Here is a 23,345-nt window from a genome sequence, read left to right as displayed (position 1 = left end):
GTACATCAAACTACTTTACAAAGAAATAATGAAATTTATTGTATCTAGCTCACATCTGTTAAAACAATTACAAGTTTTAGGTGGAGTAATTAATAGTAATAATACATTGCCAATTTTAGATAACTTCTTATTTGAATTATCTGAAAACCAACTAACTGCATCTGCTTCTGATTTAGAAACTACCATGAGTGCAGTTATCGATGTAGAAAGTACTGATTCTGGATCAATAGCTATTAATGCTCGTTTATTATTAGACACATTAAAAACCTTCCCAGACCAGCCTTTAACTTTTAAAACACAAGGTGAAAACACTATAGAAATAAGTTCTGAACAAGGAAAATATGATATGGCTTTTTATAGCGGAGAAGAATTCCCAAAAGCTATTGAGTTACCATCTCCAACAAGTACAGAAATTCCTGCTCATGTCCTAGCTACTGCAATTGCCAAAACAATTTTTGCAGCAGGAAACGATGATTTGAGACCAGTAATGAGTGGAGTGTTTTTCCAGTTTAACTCGAAAGAATTAACTTTTGTAGCTACTGATGCTCATAAGCTAGTTAAGTATACAAGAAAAGATGTATCTGCAGATAAGTCTGCAGAATTCATCATGCCTAAAAAACCTTTAAACTTATTAAAAGGTATTTTAGGAGGCGCTGATGAAAATGTATTAGTAGAGTACAATGATACAAATGCTAAATTTACGTTTGATAATGTAGTTTTAGTTTGTCGATTAATTGACGGAAAGTACCCTAATTATGAAGCGGTAATTCCTAAAGAAAATCCAAATAAACTTACAGTAGATAGAGCTTCTTTCTTAAACTCTGTTCGTCGTGTTTCTATTTTCTCAAGTAAAACAACACATCAAATACGTTTAAAAATGGCAGGAACTGAATTAAACATTTCTGCTGAAGATTTAGATTACGCAAACAAAGCCGACGAACGTTTAAGCTGTGATTACCAAGGTGATGACATGCAAATAGGTTTTAACTCTCGTTTCTTAAGTGAAATGTTAAATAATTTGAATGCTAATGATGTTCAATTAGAAATGAGCTTACCTAATAGAGCTGGAATTTTAACTCCAATTGATGGAACAGAAGATGGAGAACACATTACCATGTTAGTAATGCCAGTAATGTTAAATGGATAGTTTCAATCTGTTTTAAAACATAAAAAAGAAAGTCCTGAGAAATTCTCAGGACTTTTTTATTAATTCAAATACAATCTAATTAGTACTGTAATGTTACCGAAACGGTATTTGGATTTGTTGTATACCAATGCGCCCAATGTCTAGACTCACCCTCTAAAGGGATATATCTTTCAGGAGCCCAAGGAAACCCAACCGACCACGCATAAGTTCTTTGTGCGTTGTTACAGTTACAATATCTAGAACCAGAAGCAGTAGCTACAAAGTTTACAGGAGGAAATCCTGGAGTAGCTCTAACTTCATAAGACATATCATACTCTAATCTATTATCTGTTTTAACAGTGTTCCATGAAGTCCACCATAAAAACTTTTTACGTTTCTCAACTTTCGTGCTAGAGCCGATTGAACTATAAAATCCCCAAAAACCATCAAACTGTCTAGCTTTCATTCTATAATTACTACTAAAATATTGGTAATTCGTTTGTGATCTTTCAACGTAATTATTTTGATCTTTACCATTTTCATGCATAAAAACAGTTAAAGATTTACTGAACTCAATAGTCTTTCCTGGTTGAATTTCTAATTTACCAGCATTATATTGCTCAATAAAATTATTGATATCACCCGATCCATCCGATGCTGTATAAGTGTAAACAAACTCTTCATCAATTCTAAAGATTTTATCCTCAATCCATATCTCTCCTTCCTCATTTAACATTAATAATAACATATCATCGTCAGATGCTACAGTTGGAATCGATTTCTCATCAATACCTAAACTTTCAGCTTCATTTGATTCTAAATTATACACTAATAATAACGGATTGTAACGTCCTTCTTTTGAAAATTGTCTTGCTTCTTCTAAATAATCAACATCAGCATTAACTCTTTCTTTTATAAACATTTGAAGTTCATCAATGTTATCAAAATGAAGAATTGCTTTTCCTTCTTTTCTTTTTATTATCTCTATTGTTTCTTCGGGAGCTTCAGAAATAATTTCTTCCTCTTTACAACTAATAGCTAGTGAGGCTATTATAAGTAGCATTAAAATTTTTTTCATAATAGTTAAAATTAAATAGTTTTTAAAATGTACCTACTCATTCGCTTTTCGGTTTCCGCGTTGGTTAAGATTGATCAATTCTTTTAAGTGTCTTTATAAAAACAACATGGCAAACTTATACCAACCACCAATTTTACCTTTCATGATAACCACTATATTAGCACTAGGAAAAAACCTCATAAAAAAACAGGTAACAATTTTACATTAACCTTTAACTTTTTTTGTTAATATTTTAAACTTTAATAAGTCATAAATAATTGTATTTTTACGTTCTGTAAATACAAAAAACAGTATGGGCAAAATTATTGCAATAGCAAATCAAAAAGGAGGAGTTGGTAAAACTACTACATCAGTAAACTTAGCAGCTGCCTTAGGAGTTCTTGAAAAAAAAGTACTATTAATTGATGCTGATCCCCAGGCAAATGCCACTTCTGGATTAGGAATTGATGTTGAAAGTATCGAACTTGGTACATATCAGGTTTTAGAACACACAGCTAGTGCTAAAGACACTATTATTAAAACCGATTCTCCAAATGTTGATTTAATACCTGCTCATATTGACTTGGTAGCTATTGAAATTGAATTAGTTGACAAAATTGAGCGTGAATACATGCTAAAAAAAGCATTGAATGAATTAGCTGATGATTACGATTACATTCTAATTGATTGTGCTCCATCTTTAGGTTTAATTACATTAAACTCTTTAGTTGCTTCTAATTCGGTAATTATTCCAATTCAATGTGAATATTTTGCTTTAGAAGGTTTAGGAAAGTTACTTAACACTATAAAAAGCGTTCAAAAAATACATAACAAAGATCTTGAAATAGAAGGTTTATTGTTAACAATGTACGATGCTCGTTTACGTTTATCAAATCAAGTTGTTGATGAAGTTAGAAAACACTTCAGCTCAATGGTTTTTGAAACAATTGTACACAGAAATATTCGTTTAAGCGAAGCTCCAAGTTACGGAGAAAGCATCATTTCATATGATGCAACAAGTAAAGGCGCGGTTAATTATATTAACTTAGCAAATGAAATTATAAACAAGAATTAAAACATGGCAAAAGCAACTAGGAAGCAAGCTTTAGGAAGAGGATTATCTGCTTTGTTAAAAGAAACTGCAGAAGTAAATTCAGCATCTGATAAAAATGCTGATAAAGTTGTTGGAAGTATTATTGAAATCGATTTAAAGTTAATTGAAGTAAATCCTTTTCAACCAAGAACTTACTTCGATGAAGAAGCTTTAAATGAACTAGCAGCTTCTATAAAAGAATTAGGTGTAATTCAGCCTATAACTGTTAGAAAATTATCTGAAGATAAATTTCAATTAGTTTCTGGAGAAAGAAGATTTAGAGCTTCAAAATTAATTGGAAACGATACCATACCTGCATACATTCGTATAGCAAATGATCAGGAAATGCTTGAAATGGCATTAGTTGAAAATATTCAGCGTAAAAATCTTGATCCAATTGAAGTTGCTTTATCTTATCAACGTTTGATTGATGAAATTAAACTTACACAAGAGCAATTAAGTGTAAGAGTTGGAAAAAAGCGTTCTACCGTTACAAATTATTTACGATTATTAAAATTAGATCCAATCATTCAAACAGGAATGAGAGATGGATTTATTTCTATGGGACATGGTAGAGCCTTAATTAATATTGAAAGCGAAAAAGACCAGATAGATGTTTATGAAAAAATTCTTCGTGACAAATTATCTGTAAGACAAACTGAGGATTTAGTTAGAGTTTTAAAATCTGGAGTTACCAAAAAACCAGAAGCTAAAAAGAATGCGTTACCTAGTGAAATATCAAGTAGTTTAAAAAACTTCACTGATTTCTTTAGCGCGAAAATTGATGTTTCTGTAAATAACAAAGGAAAAGGTAAAATTTCTATTCCTTTTGATTCAATCGAAGATTTTAATAGAATTAAAAAATTATTGAAGTAATTGAAGAACTCAATTTACATATTTGCTTTTATCTTTTTTTGTACGTTAGCTGCTTATAGTCAAACTAAAGATACTACAAAAACAGAGACAAGATCGCTTCAATACACACAAATCCAGCAACCTGAATACGATCCATTAAATCCATCAAGGGCGGCTTTTTATTCCGCTATCTTTCCTGGAGCAGGTCAAATTTACAACAACCGATATTGGTGGCAATTACCTTTAATTTATGGAGGTATGGCGACGAGTATTTACTTTTACATAGATAATAACAACGAATATCAACGTTTTAGAACGGCTTTTAGAAGAAGAAAAGCTGGGTTACCAGATGAATTTTCTGATGTTAACGGAGTTCCTCTTATTTCAGATGCTGGTTTAGAAAGTGCTCAAAAACAACTACGTCAGAACAGAGATTTATCCTTACTTACAACGGTACTTATTTACGTATTACAAATAGTTGAAGCTAGTGTAACTGCTCATTTGATTCAGTTTGACAGTACCGATAGTCTTACACTCACTCCTTCTGCTATGCCAAATATCAATTACAACGAAGAAAACACTCACAAACTGGGTTTAACCCTAAAATATTCTTTTTAATTATGAAATTAGCCTTATTAGGTTATGGTAGAATGGGTAAAGAAATTGAAAAAATTGCCCTTGAACGTGGACACGAAATTGTGATTAAGTCTAACGGTGAAGAAGATTATGATATAACTCTAGCAGATGTTGCTATTGATTTTAGTGTACCTAGCTCTGCTTTCAACAATATTACAACATGTATTAATCATCAAGTTCCAGTTGTTTCAGGAACTACAGGATGGTTAGCTAATTATGATAATGCAGTAGCACTTTGTAAAGAAAAAAAAGGGGCTTTTATATATGCTTCTAACTTTAGTTTAGGTGTAAATATTTTCTTTGCTTTAAATGAAAAATTAGCAGAAATGATGAAATCTCAAGAACAATATTCAATAGAAATTGAAGAAATTCATCACACAAAAAAACTAGATGCACCAAGTGGAACAGCTATTACTCTAGCAGAAGGAATTATTGAAAATTCAGAAAAAGAAGCATGGGAATTGGATGGTGAAATTACAGAGAAAAGTATTCCTATAAAAGCAGTTCGTACGCCAGATGTACCTGGAACACATACTATAAACTATAACTCAGAAGTAGATGCTATTGAAATAAAACACACTGCACATAACCGAAAAGGGTTTGCTTTAGGTGCTGTAGTTGCAGCTGAGTGGCTTATAGGAAAAGAAGGAGTTTACTCTATGAGAGATGTGTTAAACATAGGTTAAAAGAAAAATATATTGATAACAAGTAAGAGCTATGAGCGTCTTATCGATTTTATAAAACAAAACTAAAAATTATGTCATTTACGGGTTGGTTTATTTTATTCTTAACAGTCCAATTTATTCACTTCTTAGGAACATGGAAATTATACGAAAAAGCAGGAAGAAAAGCATGGGAAGCAGCTATACCTGTATATAATGCTATAGTTCTTTTAGGAATAATTAAAAGACCAAAATGGTGGGTAATTTTATTATTCATTCCGATTGTAAACTTAATTATGTTTCCAGTTCTATGGATTGAAACTTGTAGAAGTTTTGGCTATACAACTACCAAAGATACTTTTTTAGCAATTCTAACATTAGGATTTTATATCGCCTACATAAATTACGCTACAGATGCTCAGTATCGACCAGATAGAGAATTGAAAGCTCCTACAGTAGTTGGTGAATGGGTAAGCTCAATTGCTTTTGCCATTATTGCAGCTACAATTGTACATAATTACTTTATTAGACCTTATGTAATTCCTTCTTCTTCTTTAGAAAAAACCTTATTAATTGGAGATTACTTATTTGTAAGCAAATTTCATTATGGAGCACGTGTGCCTATGTCTACTGTGGCTCTTCCAATGATTCATGATACAATTCCACTTGTAAAGTCTAAATCGTATGTTTTTAGCGACGATTACGAAAACAGAGAGAATGCTTTCGCTAATAAATTTCAATTGCCTTATATGAGGCTTCCTGGACTTACTAGCATTAAAAGAAACGATATCGTAGTATTTGGTCAACCTGCAGATACCTTACGCGATATGAACAAATTAACACCAGACAGGTCTTATTACAAACCTATTGACAAAAAACTAAACCTTGTAAAACGTTGTGTTGGTATAGCTGGTGATAGTTTAGAAATTAGAGACGGATATATTTATATTAACGGAGAGCGCTCTATTTTACCTCCGAATGCGAAACCACAATGGTATCATATAATTGATACGGAAGGTCAAAAATTTAGTGAAGCTGCTTTAATGAGGTACAATGTACGTTTTAAAGAAGCGTACACTACACAAGATGGAAAATACCTTTTAAATTTAACTGACGAAGAAGCTGCTTTAATAGCAAAAAACCCTATTGTAAAAAGTGTTACTAAAAAAATAGATCCTAAAGATAAGTCTGATCTTGAATTATTTCCGCAAAGCCCATTATACCGATGGAATATTGATAACTTTGGTCCTATTTACATTCCTAAAAAAGGTGCTACTGTTTCTATAACCAAGGAAACCATTCCTTTTTATAAACGTATTATCAGAGAATACGAAAAAAATGACTTAACTTTTGTTAATGATGATATTTATATCAATGGTAAAAAAGCCGATAGTTACACTTTTAAGCAAGATTATTACTGGATGATGGGAGATAACCGCCAAAATTCTTTAGATGCAAGAAGATGGGGTTACGTTCCTTTTGATCACGTAATTGGTAAGCCGATTATGGTATGGTTTAGTGTTGACAATGAAACCGGAAAAATTCGTTGGGATAGAATATTTATGACAGTTACCAATGGAGAATCTAAATCATATTTTTGGTTAGGAATTTTATCTGCTGCATTGATATTATTCTTTGTTTTTAAACCTAAAAAGAAAAAAGCATAATTCCTTGGGATTATTTATACCAACATATTTTTCTCCTATAAGTCAGTATGCATTTATAGCTAATTCTGATAAAGTTATTTTTGAATTTGAAGATAATTTTCAAAAACAAACTTATAGAAACAGATGTTACATATATGGAGCTAATGGAAAGTTATCGTTAAACATTCCTGTAAAACATAATAAAACTACTGGAAGAAAAAAGACTAAAGATACCTTAGTTGAAAACGACTTCCCATGGCAAGACCAACACTTTAAATCTTTAAAAGCTGCTTACCAGTCATCTCCTTTCTTTGAATTCTTCGAAGACGATCTTGCAAAAATATTTAACAAAAAATACGTATATTTAGTAGACTTAAATATTGATACGTATTTATTTGTTACTGATGCTTTGCAAATTAATCAAGAATTTTCAAAAACTAATGAATACGAATTATCACCAATAGTAAACGATTATAGGGATTTTTCAGTTGCTAAAAATGGTAATATATCAATAGAAATGGACAGCTATACCCAAATGTTTGATGACAAGTATGGGTTTATTTCTAATTTATCGATTTTAGATCTTTTATTCATGGAAGGTCCGAATTCGATATCTTATTTGGAGAGCGTAAAATTATTATAATTAGCAACTTAAAGATTATAACTTATGTTGGAATCTGCTTTAATTAGCGAGTTTTCTCGCTTTTACATGAGCAATATATCTGATCATGCAATTGACTTATTCTCAAAAATTGTACGTCTAAAAAAGTACAAAACTGGAGATGTATTAATTAATAAAGGAACTTCTAAGTTCTATGTAATTGTTGAAGGTATTGTTGCCTCCTTTTCTAAGAATTCGCAAAAAGACCGTGAATACATTAGAACTATTCATCTAGAAAATTACGCTTTTACAGATTTGTTTTATCAGATTAATGATTTAAAGCTAGCACACATCGATTTAGACACTAAAACACCTGAAGACTACTACAAGTGCTTAACAAGCTGTACTTTGTTAGAAGGAGATTTTAAAGACTTTATCGATTTAAGCGCCTCTAATCATGAAATTTCCTTGCTTTACAATAAAATTAACCAAACAATTTTATTGCAGGTTTTAAAAAGATTAGATAGACTTTCATTATTAGATGCAACTGATCGTTATAAAATTTTAAAGGAAAGAATTCCTCAAATTGAAAACTTAATTCCTCAATATCAAATAGCTAGTTATTTAAATATAACTCCAGTTCAGTTAAGCAGAATTCGTAAAAAAATGTACTCAGAATAAATTTATAAACATAGGTATATAAATGAAATAGTGGATTCCTATTAAATTTGCTGGTGAAATATCCCTATTTCGTTTCCCCTTAAAAAGACTTGTTACCCCCTTACATATACAAGTCTTTTTATTTTATTTCCTTAATCTTTCAGCTATAGCATTTATTTGATTTGATACATTTAATTTAAGTATTAAATAAATGTATAAACAAACTATTATAATACTCTTTAATATCATGTTTATAAATGAATGTATAGGTAGCCCCCAAAGTTTAATTTCTGGTATGTTAAAATCCCAAAAGTAGAAGCCAGCAAACATTATTAAAATCAATAGAAGTGTAATTCCAGACTCTTTAGTTATTGGATTCATTTTCATTTTAAAATGAACATATAAAAGCTTAATGGTATTAAAAATAAAAACTGTGATAAGTGTTGCCAATGCCAGACCATCGGTACTCATATCTATTTTTCTGTAAAAGAGCACATTTAAAAAATAAACCGTTAATGCAGTACCAATACCAATTGGAAATGTAACTCTGTAATACTTTGAATTCGATAGAATATGACCATTATTACCAAGAAACATATTATACATTTTAGCAATAGAAATTAACAAAACAGCAAAAACTCCTTGATCATATCCTTTTGGCATCATTTTGAATAATTCAATTATATTACAGTTAATTAATAGGAAAAATAATCCTCCTATAACCAATAAATTGATAGAACTTTTCTTATACAAACTATCAACTTCTGCATCATCATTTTCATTCAATGATTTTGAAGTAAGTGGCTGTAAAATTTGACCAAGAGCTCTACTAGGCGCTTCAATAAAAGAACCAATAAAAACAGCAACAGTATAATAAGCTGCTGCGCTAAAAGCTTCCTTACCAGTCACCATTACTTTATCAATATCTAGAATTAATGCTCCAGCACTTCCTGCAAATATTATAAATAGCGAATAAGAGGCTATTTCTTTATAATTTTTTGGCAAACTTAAAGTGAACTTAGGAAAATACACTTTAAATGCGTAATACATCATTATAAGTGTTCTTAGAATATAGAAACCAGTAAGCCAGAAAATAAACTGAGATTTCGTAATTAACTCAAAAGAAACAGATAATAATAGAATGAGCACTACTGCCCTATTATAAAACTCCTTTAAAAAGTTTCCAACGACAGATTTCAAATGCACTTTAGACCATGCATAAAAAACCTCAAAATAAGCACAACAAATTGAAACTATATAAATTACTATTGTATAACTTTCAATATCTTTATTTTCATCTGAAAGAAAATTAGCAACAATAAAATCTTGAATATTATTCCATAAAAACCCCACAGGAATACCAACCAATAAAGGAAGTATCAGTGCAATTGACAAAAATTTATCTTTTTCTATCTTCTCCTGATAGACTGAAAAAAACTTAATAATGGTGTAATGAACACCCATAGCCATTAAAGGCATTATTAAATTTGAGTATGAAAGTAACACCGTTACTATACCTTGAAAAGTATCTCCTAAAATACCTGGATAGAAAAAAACTGTATTTAATCCTCCAATAATAAATCCCAAATAGATTACTATGGTATTTTTAAATGATTGTTTAAATATTATGCCCAATTTCTTATGTTTTGGCTAGCCCTTTTATAATTTCTGACAAATCTTTGGTTAATTGCTTTCTATGAAACTTTTCTATATTAGACGAATTAACCGTAAGCGTTCCTAATTTATACTTTTTATACAAGCTTTTAATCTCTGCTTTTAAATCTTTTTTGTTTTGATAATCGAAAGTTTTACCAGCATTTGTTTCGTTTAGTACATCGGCTAAATCACCATCTTCAGGTCCAATTGCAATTATAGGCCTTTTAGCTTGTATGTATTCGAAAACTTTACCCGTAACTATCTCTCTAGCATTTGGAGTATCGTTAACAATTAATAATAAAACTTGAGACTGCTTTTGATATTTCTTTGCTTCCTGATGAGGAACATAATCTAACTGATGAACATTTTTAAAGTTATAAGATTCAATATCTTCCTTTACAATTTTTTCATCTAACTTACCTATTAGTTGAATTTGCAAGTCATTACTAAAATCCGGATTTTCCTCAGCAATATTATGCAATACTTCCCAAAGTATTTTTGGATTTCTTGCAGCATTCATTGAGCCAATGTGTGATATTGTAAATTTTGTATCTAGAACTAATGAATCTTCCTCTATACCATCAGTATCATAACCATTTGTAATAACTTCTATTGATTTAGCTTGTTTAGCGTATTTCTCTTTAGAAGTTTTACTAACCATTATTACCTTATCTGCATTCTTAAATACTTTATCTTCTAATCGAAAATGTTTCTTTTTAGCCAACTTAGTTAATGGTAATAAATGAAAATAATCAATTCCAGTCCATGGATCCCTAAAATCAGCAATCCATTTAACTCCTAATTGTTTTTTTAAATGATAACCAATCATATGAAGACTATGAGGTGGCCCTGTTGTTATTAAAGCTTCAATAGAATTCTCAGATAAATACTTTTTAATCCTCTTGACAGAAGGTTTAATCCAAAACATTCTAGCATCTGGAATAAAAAGATTCGCTCGAATGTATATCATTATTTTAGAAAGCATCGACGGATTTTCTTCCAAAAAACCTGCGCTATTTTTAACTTTCTTTTTCTTTACTTTAGAAAGTAAATTATTAGGCTCAAATATTGGACACTTTATCACTTCTACTCCTACAGGAATATCTCTATGTAAGCTATCATCTAAAATTGGATAATGAGGATTATCTGCCGTAAAAATTACAGGCTCAATATCAAAATTTCTAAGGTATTTTGTAAACTTCAACCAACGTTGAACTCCAGCTCCACCCGCAGGTGGCCAATAATATGTAACTATTAAAACTTTCAAATAATTGTTTTATATATTTCTTTTAATTCGTTAGAAGTTTTATCCCATGTGTAAGAATCTCTAACAAAGTTTTCTCCATTCTTCCCTAACGTATTTCTTAATTCAGGGTTGTTATATAGTTTTAGTAATTTAACAACAAAATCATTTACATCCCTATCTTCATGAACCAAACCAGAATTTACTTGCTCTACCATTTCCTTTTGAGCTGTAGCATTACTAACTAATAAAGGTTTACCAAAACTCATATACTGAAAAATTTTATTTGCATAAGCTACATCATGTTGTTTACTACGATGTAACGGAGATAAACAAACATCACTTGCTTTTATAAAAGAAGGAAACAATTTAACATCTCTCCAACCTTTAAAATCAACGTAGTCTTCTAGAACTAATTCTTGAACTTTGTTTTTCAACATATAATCAGTTGTGCTTGAACCAACTATCACCAGTTTAATATTTGTTATTTCATCTTTAAGTTTTGAAACAGCTTCTATTGCCAATAATAAACCTCTCCTAGTATGAGTGTCGCCAAGATACAACATAGTGAAGTAATTAGTATAGCTCTTAATCAATTCTTCGTCAAACTCTGCATTTAAATAAAAAGATGTACTAATTGTATTAGAAACTAAAACAACTTTTTGAGGATTATAAACTCTATCTTTTAATTCTGAAACCAATTGAGGGGAAACTGATATTACATAAGATGCCTTTTCTATAAATTCTTGCTCTTTTTGTTTCCATTTTTTTGGCGATATAATATATTTTCCAGGAAACTTTTGAAGATGGGGATAAAACTTCATGTTTTCAGGAATATTATCATGTATATCCAAAACAACTGGTAGTTTAAAACTTTTATTTGCCTGAAAAACTGCTTCTGCTACTCTAATGTCGTGACAATGAATTATATCTATATTATTATTTCTTAAAAAGTTTTTAACTTTTTTTTTCATCAACATAGTATACAACGGTATTGAATAAGCCAGCGCAGAAAGCTTGTATTCTAACTTATTACTGTTATATCGTATTACTTTGATCCCATTAACCTCCTCATTTCTTTTCTGATTTTTATAATTTAAACAAAAAAGAAATACTTCATGTCCATCTTTTATTAATTCAATAGCTTCGTTTTCCACTCTAGGGTCAGGAGGGAAAACGTCATCTAAAATCATACCTATTCTCATTTTCTCTTTTTTTCAGCAAAAACGGCATAATATCTAGGTGTAAACCTCCTAAGAATTGGTCTAAACCCATTAAGTTTAGTTGGGCTAATCCACTTCTCAGCTTCTTTTATTTCCCAACCCGATTTTTCTAATAACCAATCAAACTGCCAATCTTCAAACTCATGAAAATGGCGATCCCACATATCTGTTTTACTTCTGTATGCACTAGCAAACCATAATCTCAAAGGTATAGTAGTAATAAGTTTATTACACTTAATTTCTCTCAAAATACTAAAAGGAGAAACCAAATGTTCAAATACTTCGAAAGAAGTAACTGCATCTACTTCAAAATCTTTAACTACTTCAGGCATCAAATCAAAATCTTCGCCATTCGTATTATATACCGTATATCCTTCTTTTTCCATTATTTCGGTAAATGGATTTCTAACACCTAAATCTAAAACAACAGCAGGAGGCGGTAATACTCTTTTTAAAAAATCAATTGTTTTATTATATCGATAAGTAGGTACGTTCGGAAACATGATAGTATTAGTTATTTACAAACAAATCTATACATTCAAATAGTATTTTCTATATAATTTTTTAATAAAATTAAAAAGGAACAATATTAATTGTTCCTTTTTAATTTAGATGCTCTTTATCAATGCAGTTTCCCTCCCTTAGGTGTTTCAATTTTATAGCACACAAATCTATTTTTTATTCTTCTCAAGAAAAAACTTTATATTCGACTTTTTATAAAAAGCACAAACAAATTTAAATACCCAAAGAATTGAAGAATTCTAAAAATTTAAGTTTAATCTTACTATTTTTCTTTTATTCATTAATATTAATTTCTCAAGCTAACCATCAGATTAATGATTATAAAGAAAGTGAGACTTTTAGAAAGATGAGTGAATTTAAAAACACTAATCTAGATAGTCTTTTATTTTACTCTGATAAAGGAGAACTTTCATCAAATCCTTGTGAAAAATTAATAGCTTTAATTGCTAAAGCGTATTACCATTACAGAAAAAATGAAATTGAAAAATGCAAAAAAGTAATTGATAAAACAATACAAAAAGTAGATTCATTATTAAATATCAATCCTAAAAATATTTGTTTTACCAAAATAAAATTAAGCACATTAAACAGATTATTTTGGATTCATAAAAATTCAGAAGAATATCAAAAAGCATATAAAAATTTGCTCTCAATGTCTGATTTTTTAGATAATGTTAAAAACAAGAACTTTGATGGATTTGATTATTTTGTAAATATTGAAAATTCAAAAGCTCTTATAAAAAAAGATCTTAATCAAGAAGAAGAGGCTAAGTCTATTTTAATTAAAATAATTAAAAAAGTTGACCAAAAAATTAACCGTGAAAACGATTTTTATGACCAACAAAATTTAACTCATGTAAAAGCTAACACACTATACCTTTTAGGACAAACTTACATGGCTTTAAATAAAAAAACAAAGAAAGAATACCTATTAGATTCTGCATCGATTTGTTTTGAAAAGGCTTATAACTCCGCTAAAAAAATTATCCCACCACATCCAGATTCTAAATTAATTTATCAATTTAGAAAAGCTGATATTCTAATAACTAAGAAAGAATACAAAGAAGCCTTGAAATTAATTGATTCTTTAATTTTACCTAAAAACATGGATGATATAGACTATGAAAGTGAAATTTACTTTTACAAAACACTTATATTTAATGGTTTGAATAAATATGATTCTATTATTTATTCAGCAAAAAAATCACTTGAAAACAATAATCTTAAAGGAAGTAGATTAATTACTATTTATGACATTCTTTCTAATGAATATAATCGTATCAATGAACTTGATAGCGCTATTAAATATTCAAAACTTACGCTAAAAGAATTCAACTTTAGTAAAGAAAACAAACAGAGAACATATCAACTACTATATGATAATGATCTTGAAAAAATTACAGAGCTAAATAATACTATTATTGAAAAAGAAAAAAAGAAGAACCTAACAACCACGATACTTTACACGTTAATTCTAGTCATAATTTCATCATTCTTTTTATTTAAGAGAAAAAAATACAAGAAAGAAATCTCTCAAAAAAGTGATGAGTTAGAAATTACTATTGTAAATGCTAAAAAGGATTTAGAAAAGGAAAAATCTCAAAGTAATAAAACAATTGAAAAGTCAAAGGTTAATTATAATATTGAAGCACAATTAGAGAAAAAAATATTGGATCAACTTAAGCAAGTTGAAGTCAACCAGGCGTATTTAAAACATGATTTTTCAATAAACACTATTGCAGAAAAAGTAAATACCAATAGTACATACGTATCTTTTGTATATAACAAACATTATGACGTTCCTTTTAAGCAATACTACACTCAAAAAAAAATTGAATATGCTGTAGATTTAATTAAGAATAAGGAATATTATAAAAAATACTCCATTGAAGGCTTAGCTAATATTGTTGGTTATACAAATGCATCAGCCTTCAGCAGAGCTTTTAAAAAATACATGAATATATCTCCTTCAGAATATATTAAAAATTTAAGTAAGTAGATTTTTCTTCTTTAAAAACACCAGAATAAAAGGTACTAGCACTAATAATAAATAAAAATATAAAGATAACCTTCCTCCTTTGGCAACTACTGTAGGTTCAAACTTAAACTCAATAGTATGTTTTCCTGCTGGCACTTGCATTCCTCTTAAGACATAATTAACTTGATAATGCGGAACTAGTTTTCCATCTAAATATGCATTCCAACCATTTCCATAATATATTTCAGAAAAAACTGCAAATTGATTTTTAGTAGCATTACTAAGATATTTTAAATCGTTTAAGTCACGCTTAACCAAACTAATTGTAGCTAAAGAATCTGAAGCAAATTTAGTAGTTCCGGTATATTTATCACCTCTAATAACAGCTTCTTTTTTAGTATCTAAATTAGTTAACATTATTATTTCTTCATTAGCAGATGTAACTGGTATAAGTGAACTCACAAACCATGCATTGCCATTAGCCTCTTTGTTAACTTCGAACTTATCCTCACCGACAATAAAATACTTTGCATTCAACATATTGAATACTTCCATATTATTTTTTGCAACCTGATAATCAATTAACTCTTGATATCTTTTTAATTTTGCAGCATGATAACCTCCAACTGACCTATGAAAGAAAGATGTCCTGTTTTCATTCATAAAGTTTCCTGTGAAGTTAGCAACTCTATAGTAACTAGTATCTTTTAAAATTTCTAAATCAACTTTATTAGGAGTAAACGGTTTTTCTATTAATCTAGAACTTACAAAATTTTCTTTGTTAACGTAATTTATATTTACAGATATTAAATCAAATAACACTAAAGCTAATACCCCTCCATAAACAACTTGCTTCTTTAATTTATATTTTAAAAATTGATAAACTAATCCTGCGGTTAAAAGAATTAAAACAATCGACCTAAGACTATCATAAAACAACATCGATTTACGATCGCTAATTAAAGCATCTAATAAAGCAGGATACTGTTGATATTGATTATCGCGAATTCCTTCAAAACTAGAAGTCATATGCGCTAATAAAAATCCAACTACTATAAGTCCTGTAGTTATGATAAAAGATTTCTTTAATGATTCAAATTTTTCTTCATTAGACTTACGACTTTTAAAAAGTTCACTTAGCCCTAAAACAGCCAATAAAGGCATACATAATTCAGCAATAACTTGTATTGAGGAAACTGCTCTAAACTTATCGTATAACGGAACGTAATCAATGAAAAAGTTAGTAACAAAAGCTAGATTTTTTCCCCAGCTTAAAACAATCGAGAAGATTGTTGCAGAAACTAACCAATATTTTAATTTTCTTTCGACTAAAAAAACTCCAATAAAAAATAAAAATATTACGACAGCTCCAATGTAAGCAGGAGCTTCAACTATAGGTTGGTCTCCCCAATAGGTTAACGATTCTTTAGTGTAAGATCTGGCTGCTTGAGTTCCAGCCATTTTTTCAAACTCATTGAATAGGTTTGAACCTTCTCCTAATTCTTCAATAGTTCCTCCACCCATAAATCTTGGAACTAATAAATTCATTGTTTCTAATTTTCCATAACTATACTGTGTAATATAATCGTAATCCAAACCTGCGAATTTTTTCTTCTTTGGTTTACCATCAACATCAATAGTCAATTCAGATTTTCCTCTTATACTATGTTCAGCATATTCTTTAGTAGCCATTAATCTAGAGGCATTTACTCCTACTCCAATTATAAATGCTACAATAATTACAGACGTTTGTTTTATAAAACTGGTGATTTTTTTATCTTTTATAGCCTCAATTAATTCTACAATTCCCAGAATTAGTAAGCAAAAACCTAGATAGTACGTCATTTGAATATGACCTGCACCAATTTCCATAGCCATTCCTAGTGCTGCTAAAATAAAACCGAGTAAATACCTGTTTTGAAATATCAATAAAACTCCTGAGATAATAATTGGCATGTAAACAATTGCGTGCGCTTTTGCATTATGCCCAGCCCCAATTATAATTATTAGGTATGTTGAAAAACCAAAAGCTAAGCCTCCTAGTATGGATAATTTCCAATCTACTTTTAACGTAGTGAGTAGTATAAAAAAACTTAAAAAATAAAGAAATAAATAATCTGCAGGTCTTGGTAAAAATCGTAGAACCCTATCTACTTCTTTTAAAAAATCATTTTCATAATTTGCACTTACTAAATAAGCAGGCATTCCACTAAAAGCATTTCCTAACCAGTAAGCTTCTTTATTATTCTCTTCTCTAAATTCTTTTAACTCTTTTGAAATCCCTTTAAACTGATCGATATCTGATTGTTTAATTTGTTTTCCAGATAGAATTGGGTTAAAATACAAGACAGAAACAATTATAAATAATACAACTGCTCCTGTATAAATTAATAGCTTATTTACTTTCATAGTTAATCTATTTCTTCAAAATCAATATACTCTCCTACTGATTTATCACTTTCTTTTGATTGATTTGGTTTTTTATCTATGATGGTTTCACCAACTTTAACACTTTCATTGTTTTTGTTAGTTCCATATTGTTTTTCAGCTCGCTCTTGCATTTTTTTAACCGCTTTTTTCATTAAATATGGAGCGAAAAGTCTAGCTAAAAATTTAAGTGTATAATACACTAAAGCGATGATAAGTAGTGTTCTAATAAAATTCATTGGTCCTGCTTGATGGATCTCGATCATTCTGTTTACATAAAAAAGCAATCAAAAATAACAATTTGAACTAAAACCTTACGTTAATAATCCTGTAAACTTATTAGATTGATAATTTTACTGTATGTTTGTAACACGTGTAAATGTTTGTGGTGAATATGATCAAAAAATTTTTTAGTGTAGTATTGTTGTTACTATTTTCAACAACTTGGGCACAATACACGGAATTGATAAATTCGAATAAACCTGGGTTTTCTGAAAGTCCTTACAGTGTTGGTACAGGTATATATCAATTTGAAAGTAGTTTCTTTCATAGAAATGCTTCCGCTATTCCAACATTTAGTAATCCAAGAGCTACTGGATTAGAATTACACTACAGAATGGGATTGCTTGATGAGTTTTTAGAATTGAGTTTAACTACTGCTCTTCAACAAAACGAATTTGCTTTTTTAAATGTTTTTGAATCTTCTAGATCTGAGTTTGGGTTTGGCAAATTTACATTGGGTGCAAAATATTTAGTTTACAAACCAAAATATAAAGATAAATCTAAAGAAATAAGAAGCTGGAAAGAGAGACATTCTTTCGATTGGTCTAGATGGATTCCACATGTTGCTGTATATGGAGGAATAAATTTTGGCTCTTTTTTAAGCGATTATCATGCTAGAGGAGGAATTACTCCTAAGCTTGGTGTTTTGTTGCAAAATGAATTCTCACATAAGTTAAATGTAATAACCAATATCCATTATAATTACATTGGCGGCTATTTACCTGAGTTTTCTTATGTGGTTACTGGAACATACAATTTTACTGATAAATGGTCTGGTTTTGTTGAGCAGCAATCGTTATTCAACAAGCAAGAAAGTCAAAGTAATTTTGGTTTTGGAGCTGCGTATTTATTTAACAGAGATTTACAAATAAACTCTTCTTTAAGAGCTACTTTTCAAGAAAACAGTACTGGTTTATATACTAGCATTGGTGTCTCATACAGAATTAATAATCATGTAGATAAATTTGTGGAACTTGATGAGTTTGGTAATAAAATTGAAGGAGATGAGCTTCAAACTTATAACAAAGGATTCTTTGGCCGCGTAATTGATAAGATTAAAAACTTATTCAAGAAGAAAGATAAAACAGGACCTCAACTAGAAACTGATAAAACAGAGGAAGAATTAGAAAAACAAGATGAAGGTCGCGTTAGAGTTCGTCAAAAATCGGTATTAGATGATATCGCCAAAAAAGACGAGAAAGCAAAAAAGAAAACTACTAAAGAGAAAGAAAAAGCAGCTAAAAAGAAGAAAAAAGATGAAGAAAAGGCTAAAAAGAAACTAGAAAAAGAGAAAGAAAAAGAAGAAAAGAGAAAAAAGAAAGAACAAGAAAAGTTAGAAAAAGAAATTAAAAAGCTCGAGGAAGAGTTAAAAAAGGAGGAGGAAAAAGAGAAAAAAGAAGAGAAAGAAAAAGAGGAAAAGGATAATGGATAGATATTATAATTCTATTTTTGTGATATGATTCAACTAAAAGAAATACATTCAAAAAAGGAAATGAAACAATTTGTTTTATTTCCTTTTTCCTTATATAAGAATAATAAATTTTGGGTACCCCCTATTATAAATGATGAGATTGCAAACTTCGACAAGACTAAAAATCCTGTCTTTGAAAATGCGGATGCTCGTTTTTTTCTTGCTCTAAAAAACAATGCAATTGTAGGACGAGTAATTGCAATCATTAATCGTTATGAAGTAGCGCAGCAAGGAATTAAAAAAATGAGATTTGGTTGGTTTGATGTTATAGATGACATTGAAGTGACCAAAATTCTTTTAGATAAAGTAAAAGAAATCGCTTTAGAAAATAATCTTGAATATATTGAAGGGCCAGTTGGTTTTAATAATTTGGATAAAACAGGAGTACTAATTGAAGGATTCGACGAGATTGGTACTATGATTACATGGTATAATCATCCTTATTATAAAGAACATTTGGAGCAACTAGGATTTAGAAAAGAGAAAGAATACCTAGAGAATAAGTTTTTATATAAAGACATTAAAATTGAAAGGCATGTAAAAGCAGGTAGAATTCTAAAAAAGAGATATAATCTAACAGCGCTGAATTTTACAAAAACTAAAGACATTATGCCTTATGTAGACGAAATGTTTGAATTGTTTAGCAAAACCTATTCTAAACTTTCAACATACGTTCCTATTTCAGATGCTCAAATTCAACATTTTAAGAAGAAGTATATTAGTTTTATCAATCCAGAATACATTAAGTTTGTTATTGATGAACATCAGAAATTAGTTGCTTTTGCTATTGTTATGCCTTCTTTTTCTAGAGCACTACAAAAAGCAAAAGGTAAATTATTTCCTTTTGGAATTTTTCATTTACTAAACGCACGAAAAAACTCAAAAGACGTTACGTTTTATCTTATTGGAGTTGATCCTGCTTATCAAAATAAAGGTGTAACTGCCATTATTTTTGAAGAGTTTCATAAAACTTTTGGTGAAAAAGGAATTGAAAATTGTATTAGAACTCCAGAGCTAGAAGATAACTTAGCAATCCATCAATTGTGGTCTCAATTCAATCCTAGAACTCACAAACGAAGAAGAACCTATCGATTAGATTTATAATGCAGCTTTTTTTTAATCCAAATATAGACGAAAACACTAAAGAGATTCTTTTCGACAAAGAAGAGAGTCGACACATCATTAGAGTACTTCGAAAAAAACAAGGAGATATTTTACACATAACAAATGGTAAAGGTTCTCTTTTTTCCGCTGAAATAATTATAGAAAGTGACAAAAAATGTGTTGTTAAAATAGTAGACATTCAGTTCAAAGAAAAAGAATGGAATTATTATTTACATGTAGCTATCGCACCAACAAAGAATATCGATCGTTTAGAGTGGTTTATTGAAAAGGCAACAGAAATTGGAATTGATGAAATTACACCTATCATTTGCGAAAATTCCGAAAGAAAGGTTGTGAAACATGATCGATTGCATAAAATCATGCTTTCTGCTGTTAAGCAATCTTTGAAATATACTGCTCCTAAATTAAACGATTTAACAAGTTTTAATGATTTTATTAAAAACAGTATTGAAGGTAATCTACTAATTGCTCACTGCAATGAAGGAGAAAAAAAAGCGCTGAAATCATTTGAATTTACAGGTGAAAAAATTACCATATTAATAGGTCCAGAAGGCGACTTTTCTCCTAAGGAAACTCTAGAAGCTATCAAGTCAAATTTTATTCCTATTACACTTGGAGATAGTAGACTAAGAACTGAAACAGCAGGAATAGTTGCAGTTCATAGTATTAGTTTCTTACACTAAATCCCTAGAAATTATTGTGTTTTCAATCAATTTTAGTTACATTTAACTGTCATATCTTTAGTTTTAGCAGGTAATAATTACAGATTTCACACCTCCATTTTGTATTTATTTTGTTAAATTTAAGAGTCAAAAAACAACTTAATTACTAGAAACCTTGAGCACTGCAGACTTTTTTAATATGTTCTTGCTTATAAGTGCGCTCCATGGATTTGCACTTTGTTTAATCATGTTTTTTTCAAAATATGGTAAAGACAAGAGTTTGCTGTTTCTAAACCTAATGATTTTGACTATTTCCTTAAATAATTTTCAATCTTGGGCTTTAGAGAGAAATTTATTTCAACATAAATTCATGCTTGATTATATCCAAGTTCCTTGGCATTTCTTAAGTGCTCCTTTCTTTTATGCTTTTTTAATTAATTATTTAGACATCTATGACAAGTCAAGAAAGCTGCTCAAATACTTTGTAGTTGTTTTTTTAATTATGTGTATAGCTCAAATATCTTTTGTGTTAAACCATTCTTTGGGTGGAGGAACTAAAGAAGAGCTTAATTATATGTATGAAAGGTATACTTCGATTGAAGAATTAATAAGTTTGTTAGGTTCTATTTCTGTATTTGCCTACTCGTTTTACATTCTTAAAGGAAAGAAGCAATTATTTACCAAAATATTGACATACGATAGTTTAAAATGGATATATAATTTTTTCAAACTTACCTTACTAGTTTACATACTTTGGGTATCAGCTTTAGCGATAAAGTTTAGTCTTAATTTTACAGGCTTTATCTACTCTTATTATCCATTACGTATATCAACCACAGTAATTATATTTATTTTAGGTTACCAAGGACTCAGATATTTACGTATTCTAAAAGAAAGAAAAAATATTCGTGAGGACTTAGACATAGAACAAAGATCTGATAAAGAAAATGCTGATGATACTAATAGTAAGGAAAGTGAACATGAGTATGAAGCACAGTTTTTACTAGTTGATAAGTTTATAAAAGCTGAAAAAATATATTTACAACCAAAATATACTTTACAAAACTTATCTGTTGATTTAAATATTGGTTCTAGTACATTATCGTCAACAATTAACAAGAATGCTAAAAAAAGTTTTGTTGATTACATTAATGAAATGCGTGTAAATCAAGCCAAAAAATTTTTGCTTGACCATAAATACGAAAGTTATACTATCGCCTCTATTGGTTTAGAATCAGGTTTTAACTCTAAATCGGCTTTTTATGATGTTTTTAAAAAACATTCAGGAATGACACCTTTGGCTTTTAAAAATAATCATATAAAAAAACAGTTAACTGATAAAATTTCATAATAAACCTGTCCTAAAACGTCCAAATTGGATGATTTAGGACTTTTAAAAGTTTGTACATCATACTTTTAAGGCATATCAAAGTAGTGAGTAATTTATCCACTTAAACTAGTATAATTACCGCTACTACTAGTATTTTAAAGCTTATAGAGAGGTTATTAAGCTTCTCTATGAAGAGGGAAAAGCACAAACACTGTTATAAAACAGTGTTTTTTTTTATAAAGTTGTCCTAAATCATCCAAATTAGATGTTTTAGGAGTTTGATTACCTTTAATCTATTTAAATTTGTAATGAAACTTACATATACCAGTAAATATATTTTAGGGATTATTATTTACTACTTTACTTCACAAACAAAGAGGCACCATTGAGAAGGGAATGGTGCTTTTTTTTATTTCTTATTTATCTTATCTTGCATAAAAATATTTTTAATGAAAAAAATCACATTCCTTTTATTCTTGTATAGTTTATGTATTAATTCACAAGAAATTGGAATATTGAAATATCAAGGAGGTGGTGATTGGTATGCAAACCCTACTTCTTTACCCAACCTGGTAAAATTCACTAATCAATACTGTAAGACCTCAATTGACACTAACATTGCAACTGTTTCACCTAGCAATATTGATGTATTTAATTATCCTATTTTGTTTTTAACAGGACACGGTAATGTTTTTTTTGATGATAATGATATTGAAAACTTAAGAAACTACTTAATTTCTGGTGGTTTTATACATATTTCAGATAATTATGGTTTAGATAAATACATCCGAAGAGAATTAAAAAAAATATTTCCTAAACTAAGCTTACAAGAAATCCCAAAAAACCATCCTATTTATAATCAAACGTTTAAATTTCCTAACGGATTACCTAAAATTCATGAACACGATCAAAAACCTCCACAAGGTTTAGGTATTTTTTACGAAGGTAGGCTAGTTGTTTTTTACGATTATGAAAGTGACTTGAGCGATGGATGGGAAGACCAAATTGTACATAATAATCCGCAAGAAGTACGATTGAAAGCCTTAAAAATGGGAGCAAATATTATCGAATATGCTTTTAAAAATTAGTT

Annotated in this window: 21 protein-coding genes; 14 read left to right on the top strand and 7 right to left on the bottom strand. The window is 29.5% G+C overall.

Annotation, left to right across the window (positions count from 1 at the left end):
- Positions 1 to 28 precede the first annotated feature (28 nt).
- Positions 29 to 1,147 carry a DNA polymerase III subunit beta gene (gene dnaN / locus EV195_RS06015; RefSeq protein ID WP_132793945.1) on the top strand — a complete coding sequence of 373 codons (1,119 nt, stop codon included), beginning with the start codon at positions 29 to 31 and terminating at the stop codon, positions 1,145 to 1,147.
- Between the two features lie 79 nt (positions 1,148 to 1,226).
- On the opposite strand, the gene EV195_RS06010 is transcribed toward dnaN, so the two are convergent.
- Positions 1,227 to 2,204 (bottom strand): hypothetical protein, encoded by a 978-nt coding sequence (locus EV195_RS06010; RefSeq protein WP_132793943.1) that lies wholly within the window; start codon positions 2,202 to 2,204, stop codon positions 1,227 to 1,229.
- A 292-nt stretch (positions 2,205 to 2,496) separates the two neighbouring features.
- On the opposite strand from EV195_RS06010, the gene EV195_RS06005 reads away from it, so the two are divergent.
- The 7 genes from EV195_RS06005 to EV195_RS05975 all read left to right on the top strand — a co-directional run bounded on the left by EV195_RS06005 (position 2,497) and on the right by EV195_RS05975 (position 8,357).
- Positions 2,497 to 3,258: a ParA family protein gene (locus tag EV195_RS06005; RefSeq protein ID WP_132793941.1), complete on the top strand. Its 762-nt coding sequence runs from the start codon at positions 2,497 to 2,499 to the stop codon at positions 3,256 to 3,258.
- A 3-nt stretch (positions 3,259 to 3,261) separates the two neighbouring features.
- Complete coding sequence (locus EV195_RS06000) at positions 3,262 to 4,152, top strand: ParB/RepB/Spo0J family partition protein (protein ID WP_132793939.1); 891 nt, start codon at positions 3,262 to 3,264, stop codon at positions 4,150 to 4,152.
- On the top strand, positions 4,153 to 4,749 hold the full coding sequence (locus EV195_RS05995) for a DUF5683 domain-containing protein (protein WP_132793937.1): 597 nt from the start codon (positions 4,153 to 4,155) through the stop codon (positions 4,747 to 4,749).
- Between the two features lie 2 nt (positions 4,750 to 4,751).
- Positions 4,752 to 5,453, top strand: coding sequence for a 4-hydroxy-tetrahydrodipicolinate reductase (dapB, locus tag EV195_RS05990; protein ID WP_132793935.1), 702 nt, complete (start codon positions 4,752 to 4,754; stop codon positions 5,451 to 5,453).
- Between the two features lie 71 nt (positions 5,454 to 5,524).
- Positions 5,525 to 7,096: a signal peptidase I gene (lepB, locus tag EV195_RS05985; protein WP_132793933.1), complete on the top strand. Its 1,572-nt coding sequence runs from the start codon at positions 5,525 to 5,527 to the stop codon at positions 7,094 to 7,096.
- Between the two features lie 4 nt (positions 7,097 to 7,100).
- Positions 7,101 to 7,718, top strand: a complete 618-nt coding sequence (locus tag EV195_RS05980) for a WbqC family protein (protein ID WP_132793931.1) — start codon at positions 7,101 to 7,103, stop codon at positions 7,716 to 7,718.
- 24 nt (positions 7,719 to 7,742) lie between these two features.
- On the top strand, positions 7,743 to 8,357 hold the full coding sequence (locus EV195_RS05975) for a Crp/Fnr family transcriptional regulator (RefSeq protein ID WP_165915691.1): 615 nt from the start codon (positions 7,743 to 7,745) through the stop codon (positions 8,355 to 8,357).
- A gap of 123 nt (positions 8,358 to 8,480) precedes the next feature.
- On the opposite strand, the gene EV195_RS05970 is transcribed toward EV195_RS05975, so the two are convergent.
- The 4 genes from EV195_RS05970 to EV195_RS05955 are packed head-to-tail and all read right to left on the bottom strand — an operon-like array spanning position 8,481 to position 12,961.
- On the bottom strand, positions 8,481 to 9,971 hold the full coding sequence (locus tag EV195_RS05970; protein WP_132793927.1) for a lipopolysaccharide biosynthesis protein: 1,491 nt from the start codon (positions 9,969 to 9,971) through the stop codon (positions 8,481 to 8,483).
- A gap of 4 nt (positions 9,972 to 9,975) precedes the next feature.
- Complete coding sequence (locus tag EV195_RS05965; protein ID WP_132793925.1) at positions 9,976 to 11,259, bottom strand: glycosyltransferase family 4 protein; 1,284 nt, start codon at positions 11,257 to 11,259, stop codon at positions 9,976 to 9,978.
- Positions 11,256 to 12,440: a glycosyltransferase family 4 protein gene (locus tag EV195_RS05960; RefSeq protein ID WP_132793923.1), complete on the bottom strand. Its 1,185-nt coding sequence runs from the start codon at positions 12,438 to 12,440 to the stop codon at positions 11,256 to 11,258. Before EV195_RS05960 ends, EV195_RS05965 begins: the two co-directional genes overlap by 4 nt.
- Positions 12,437 to 12,961, bottom strand: coding sequence for a methyltransferase domain-containing protein (locus tag EV195_RS05955; RefSeq protein ID WP_132793921.1), 525 nt, complete (start codon positions 12,959 to 12,961; stop codon positions 12,437 to 12,439). Before EV195_RS05955 ends, EV195_RS05960 begins: the two co-directional genes overlap by 4 nt.
- Positions 12,962 to 13,209: 248 nt before the next feature.
- Here EV195_RS05955 and EV195_RS05950 point away from each other — a divergent pair, with 248 nt between their 5' ends.
- On the top strand, positions 13,210 to 14,979 hold the full coding sequence (locus EV195_RS05950) for a helix-turn-helix domain-containing protein (protein ID WP_132793919.1): 1,770 nt from the start codon (positions 13,210 to 13,212) through the stop codon (positions 14,977 to 14,979).
- Here EV195_RS05950 and EV195_RS05945 read toward each other — a convergent pair.
- Positions 14,968 to 17,367: a YfhO family protein gene (locus EV195_RS05945; RefSeq protein WP_132793918.1), complete on the bottom strand. Its 2,400-nt coding sequence runs from the start codon at positions 17,365 to 17,367 to the stop codon at positions 14,968 to 14,970. The genes EV195_RS05950 and EV195_RS05945 overlap by 12 nt on opposite strands.
- A gap of 2 nt (positions 17,368 to 17,369) precedes the next feature.
- Entirely contained in the window at positions 17,370 to 17,651 is a 282-nt protein-coding gene (locus tag EV195_RS05940) for a DUF4834 family protein (protein ID WP_243693074.1), read from the bottom strand.
- Positions 17,652 to 17,779: 128 nt separating this feature from the next.
- Between EV195_RS05940 and EV195_RS16645 the strand changes: the two genes are divergently transcribed.
- The 5 genes from EV195_RS16645 to EV195_RS05915 all read left to right on the top strand — a co-directional run bounded on the left by EV195_RS16645 (position 17,780) and on the right by EV195_RS05915 (position 23,343).
- Positions 17,780 to 19,099 carry a transporter gene (locus tag EV195_RS16645; RefSeq protein WP_165915690.1) on the top strand — a complete coding sequence of 440 codons (1,320 nt, stop codon included), beginning with the start codon at positions 17,780 to 17,782 and terminating at the stop codon, positions 19,097 to 19,099.
- A gap of 24 nt (positions 19,100 to 19,123) precedes the next feature.
- A complete protein-coding gene (locus EV195_RS05930; protein WP_132793916.1) occupies positions 19,124 to 20,242 on the top strand; it encodes a GTP cyclohydrolase in 1,119 nt (372 codons plus the stop codon).
- Positions 20,242 to 20,946, top strand: a complete 705-nt coding sequence (locus EV195_RS05925) for a 16S rRNA (uracil(1498)-N(3))-methyltransferase (RefSeq protein ID WP_132793914.1) — start codon at positions 20,242 to 20,244, stop codon at positions 20,944 to 20,946. The genes EV195_RS05930 and EV195_RS05925 overlap by 1 nt, the downstream gene beginning before the upstream one ends.
- Before the next feature lie 226 nt (positions 20,947 to 21,172).
- Entirely contained in the window at positions 21,173 to 22,276 is a 1,104-nt protein-coding gene (locus EV195_RS05920) for a helix-turn-helix domain-containing protein (protein ID WP_165915689.1), read from the top strand.
- A gap of 428 nt (positions 22,277 to 22,704) precedes the next feature.
- Positions 22,705 to 23,343: a DUF4159 domain-containing protein gene (locus EV195_RS05915; RefSeq protein WP_132793911.1), complete on the top strand. Its 639-nt coding sequence runs from the start codon at positions 22,705 to 22,707 to the stop codon at positions 23,341 to 23,343.
- Positions 23,344 to 23,345: the final 2 nt, after the last annotated feature.

Source organism: Tenacibaculum skagerrakense, from assembly GCF_004345825.1.
Classification (GTDB): Bacteria; Bacteroidota; Bacteroidia; order Flavobacteriales; family Flavobacteriaceae; genus Polaribacter; species Polaribacter skagerrakensis.
The sequence above is the reverse complement of the archived record's forward strand: the minus strand, read 5'-3'. Positions and strand labels throughout refer to the sequence as shown.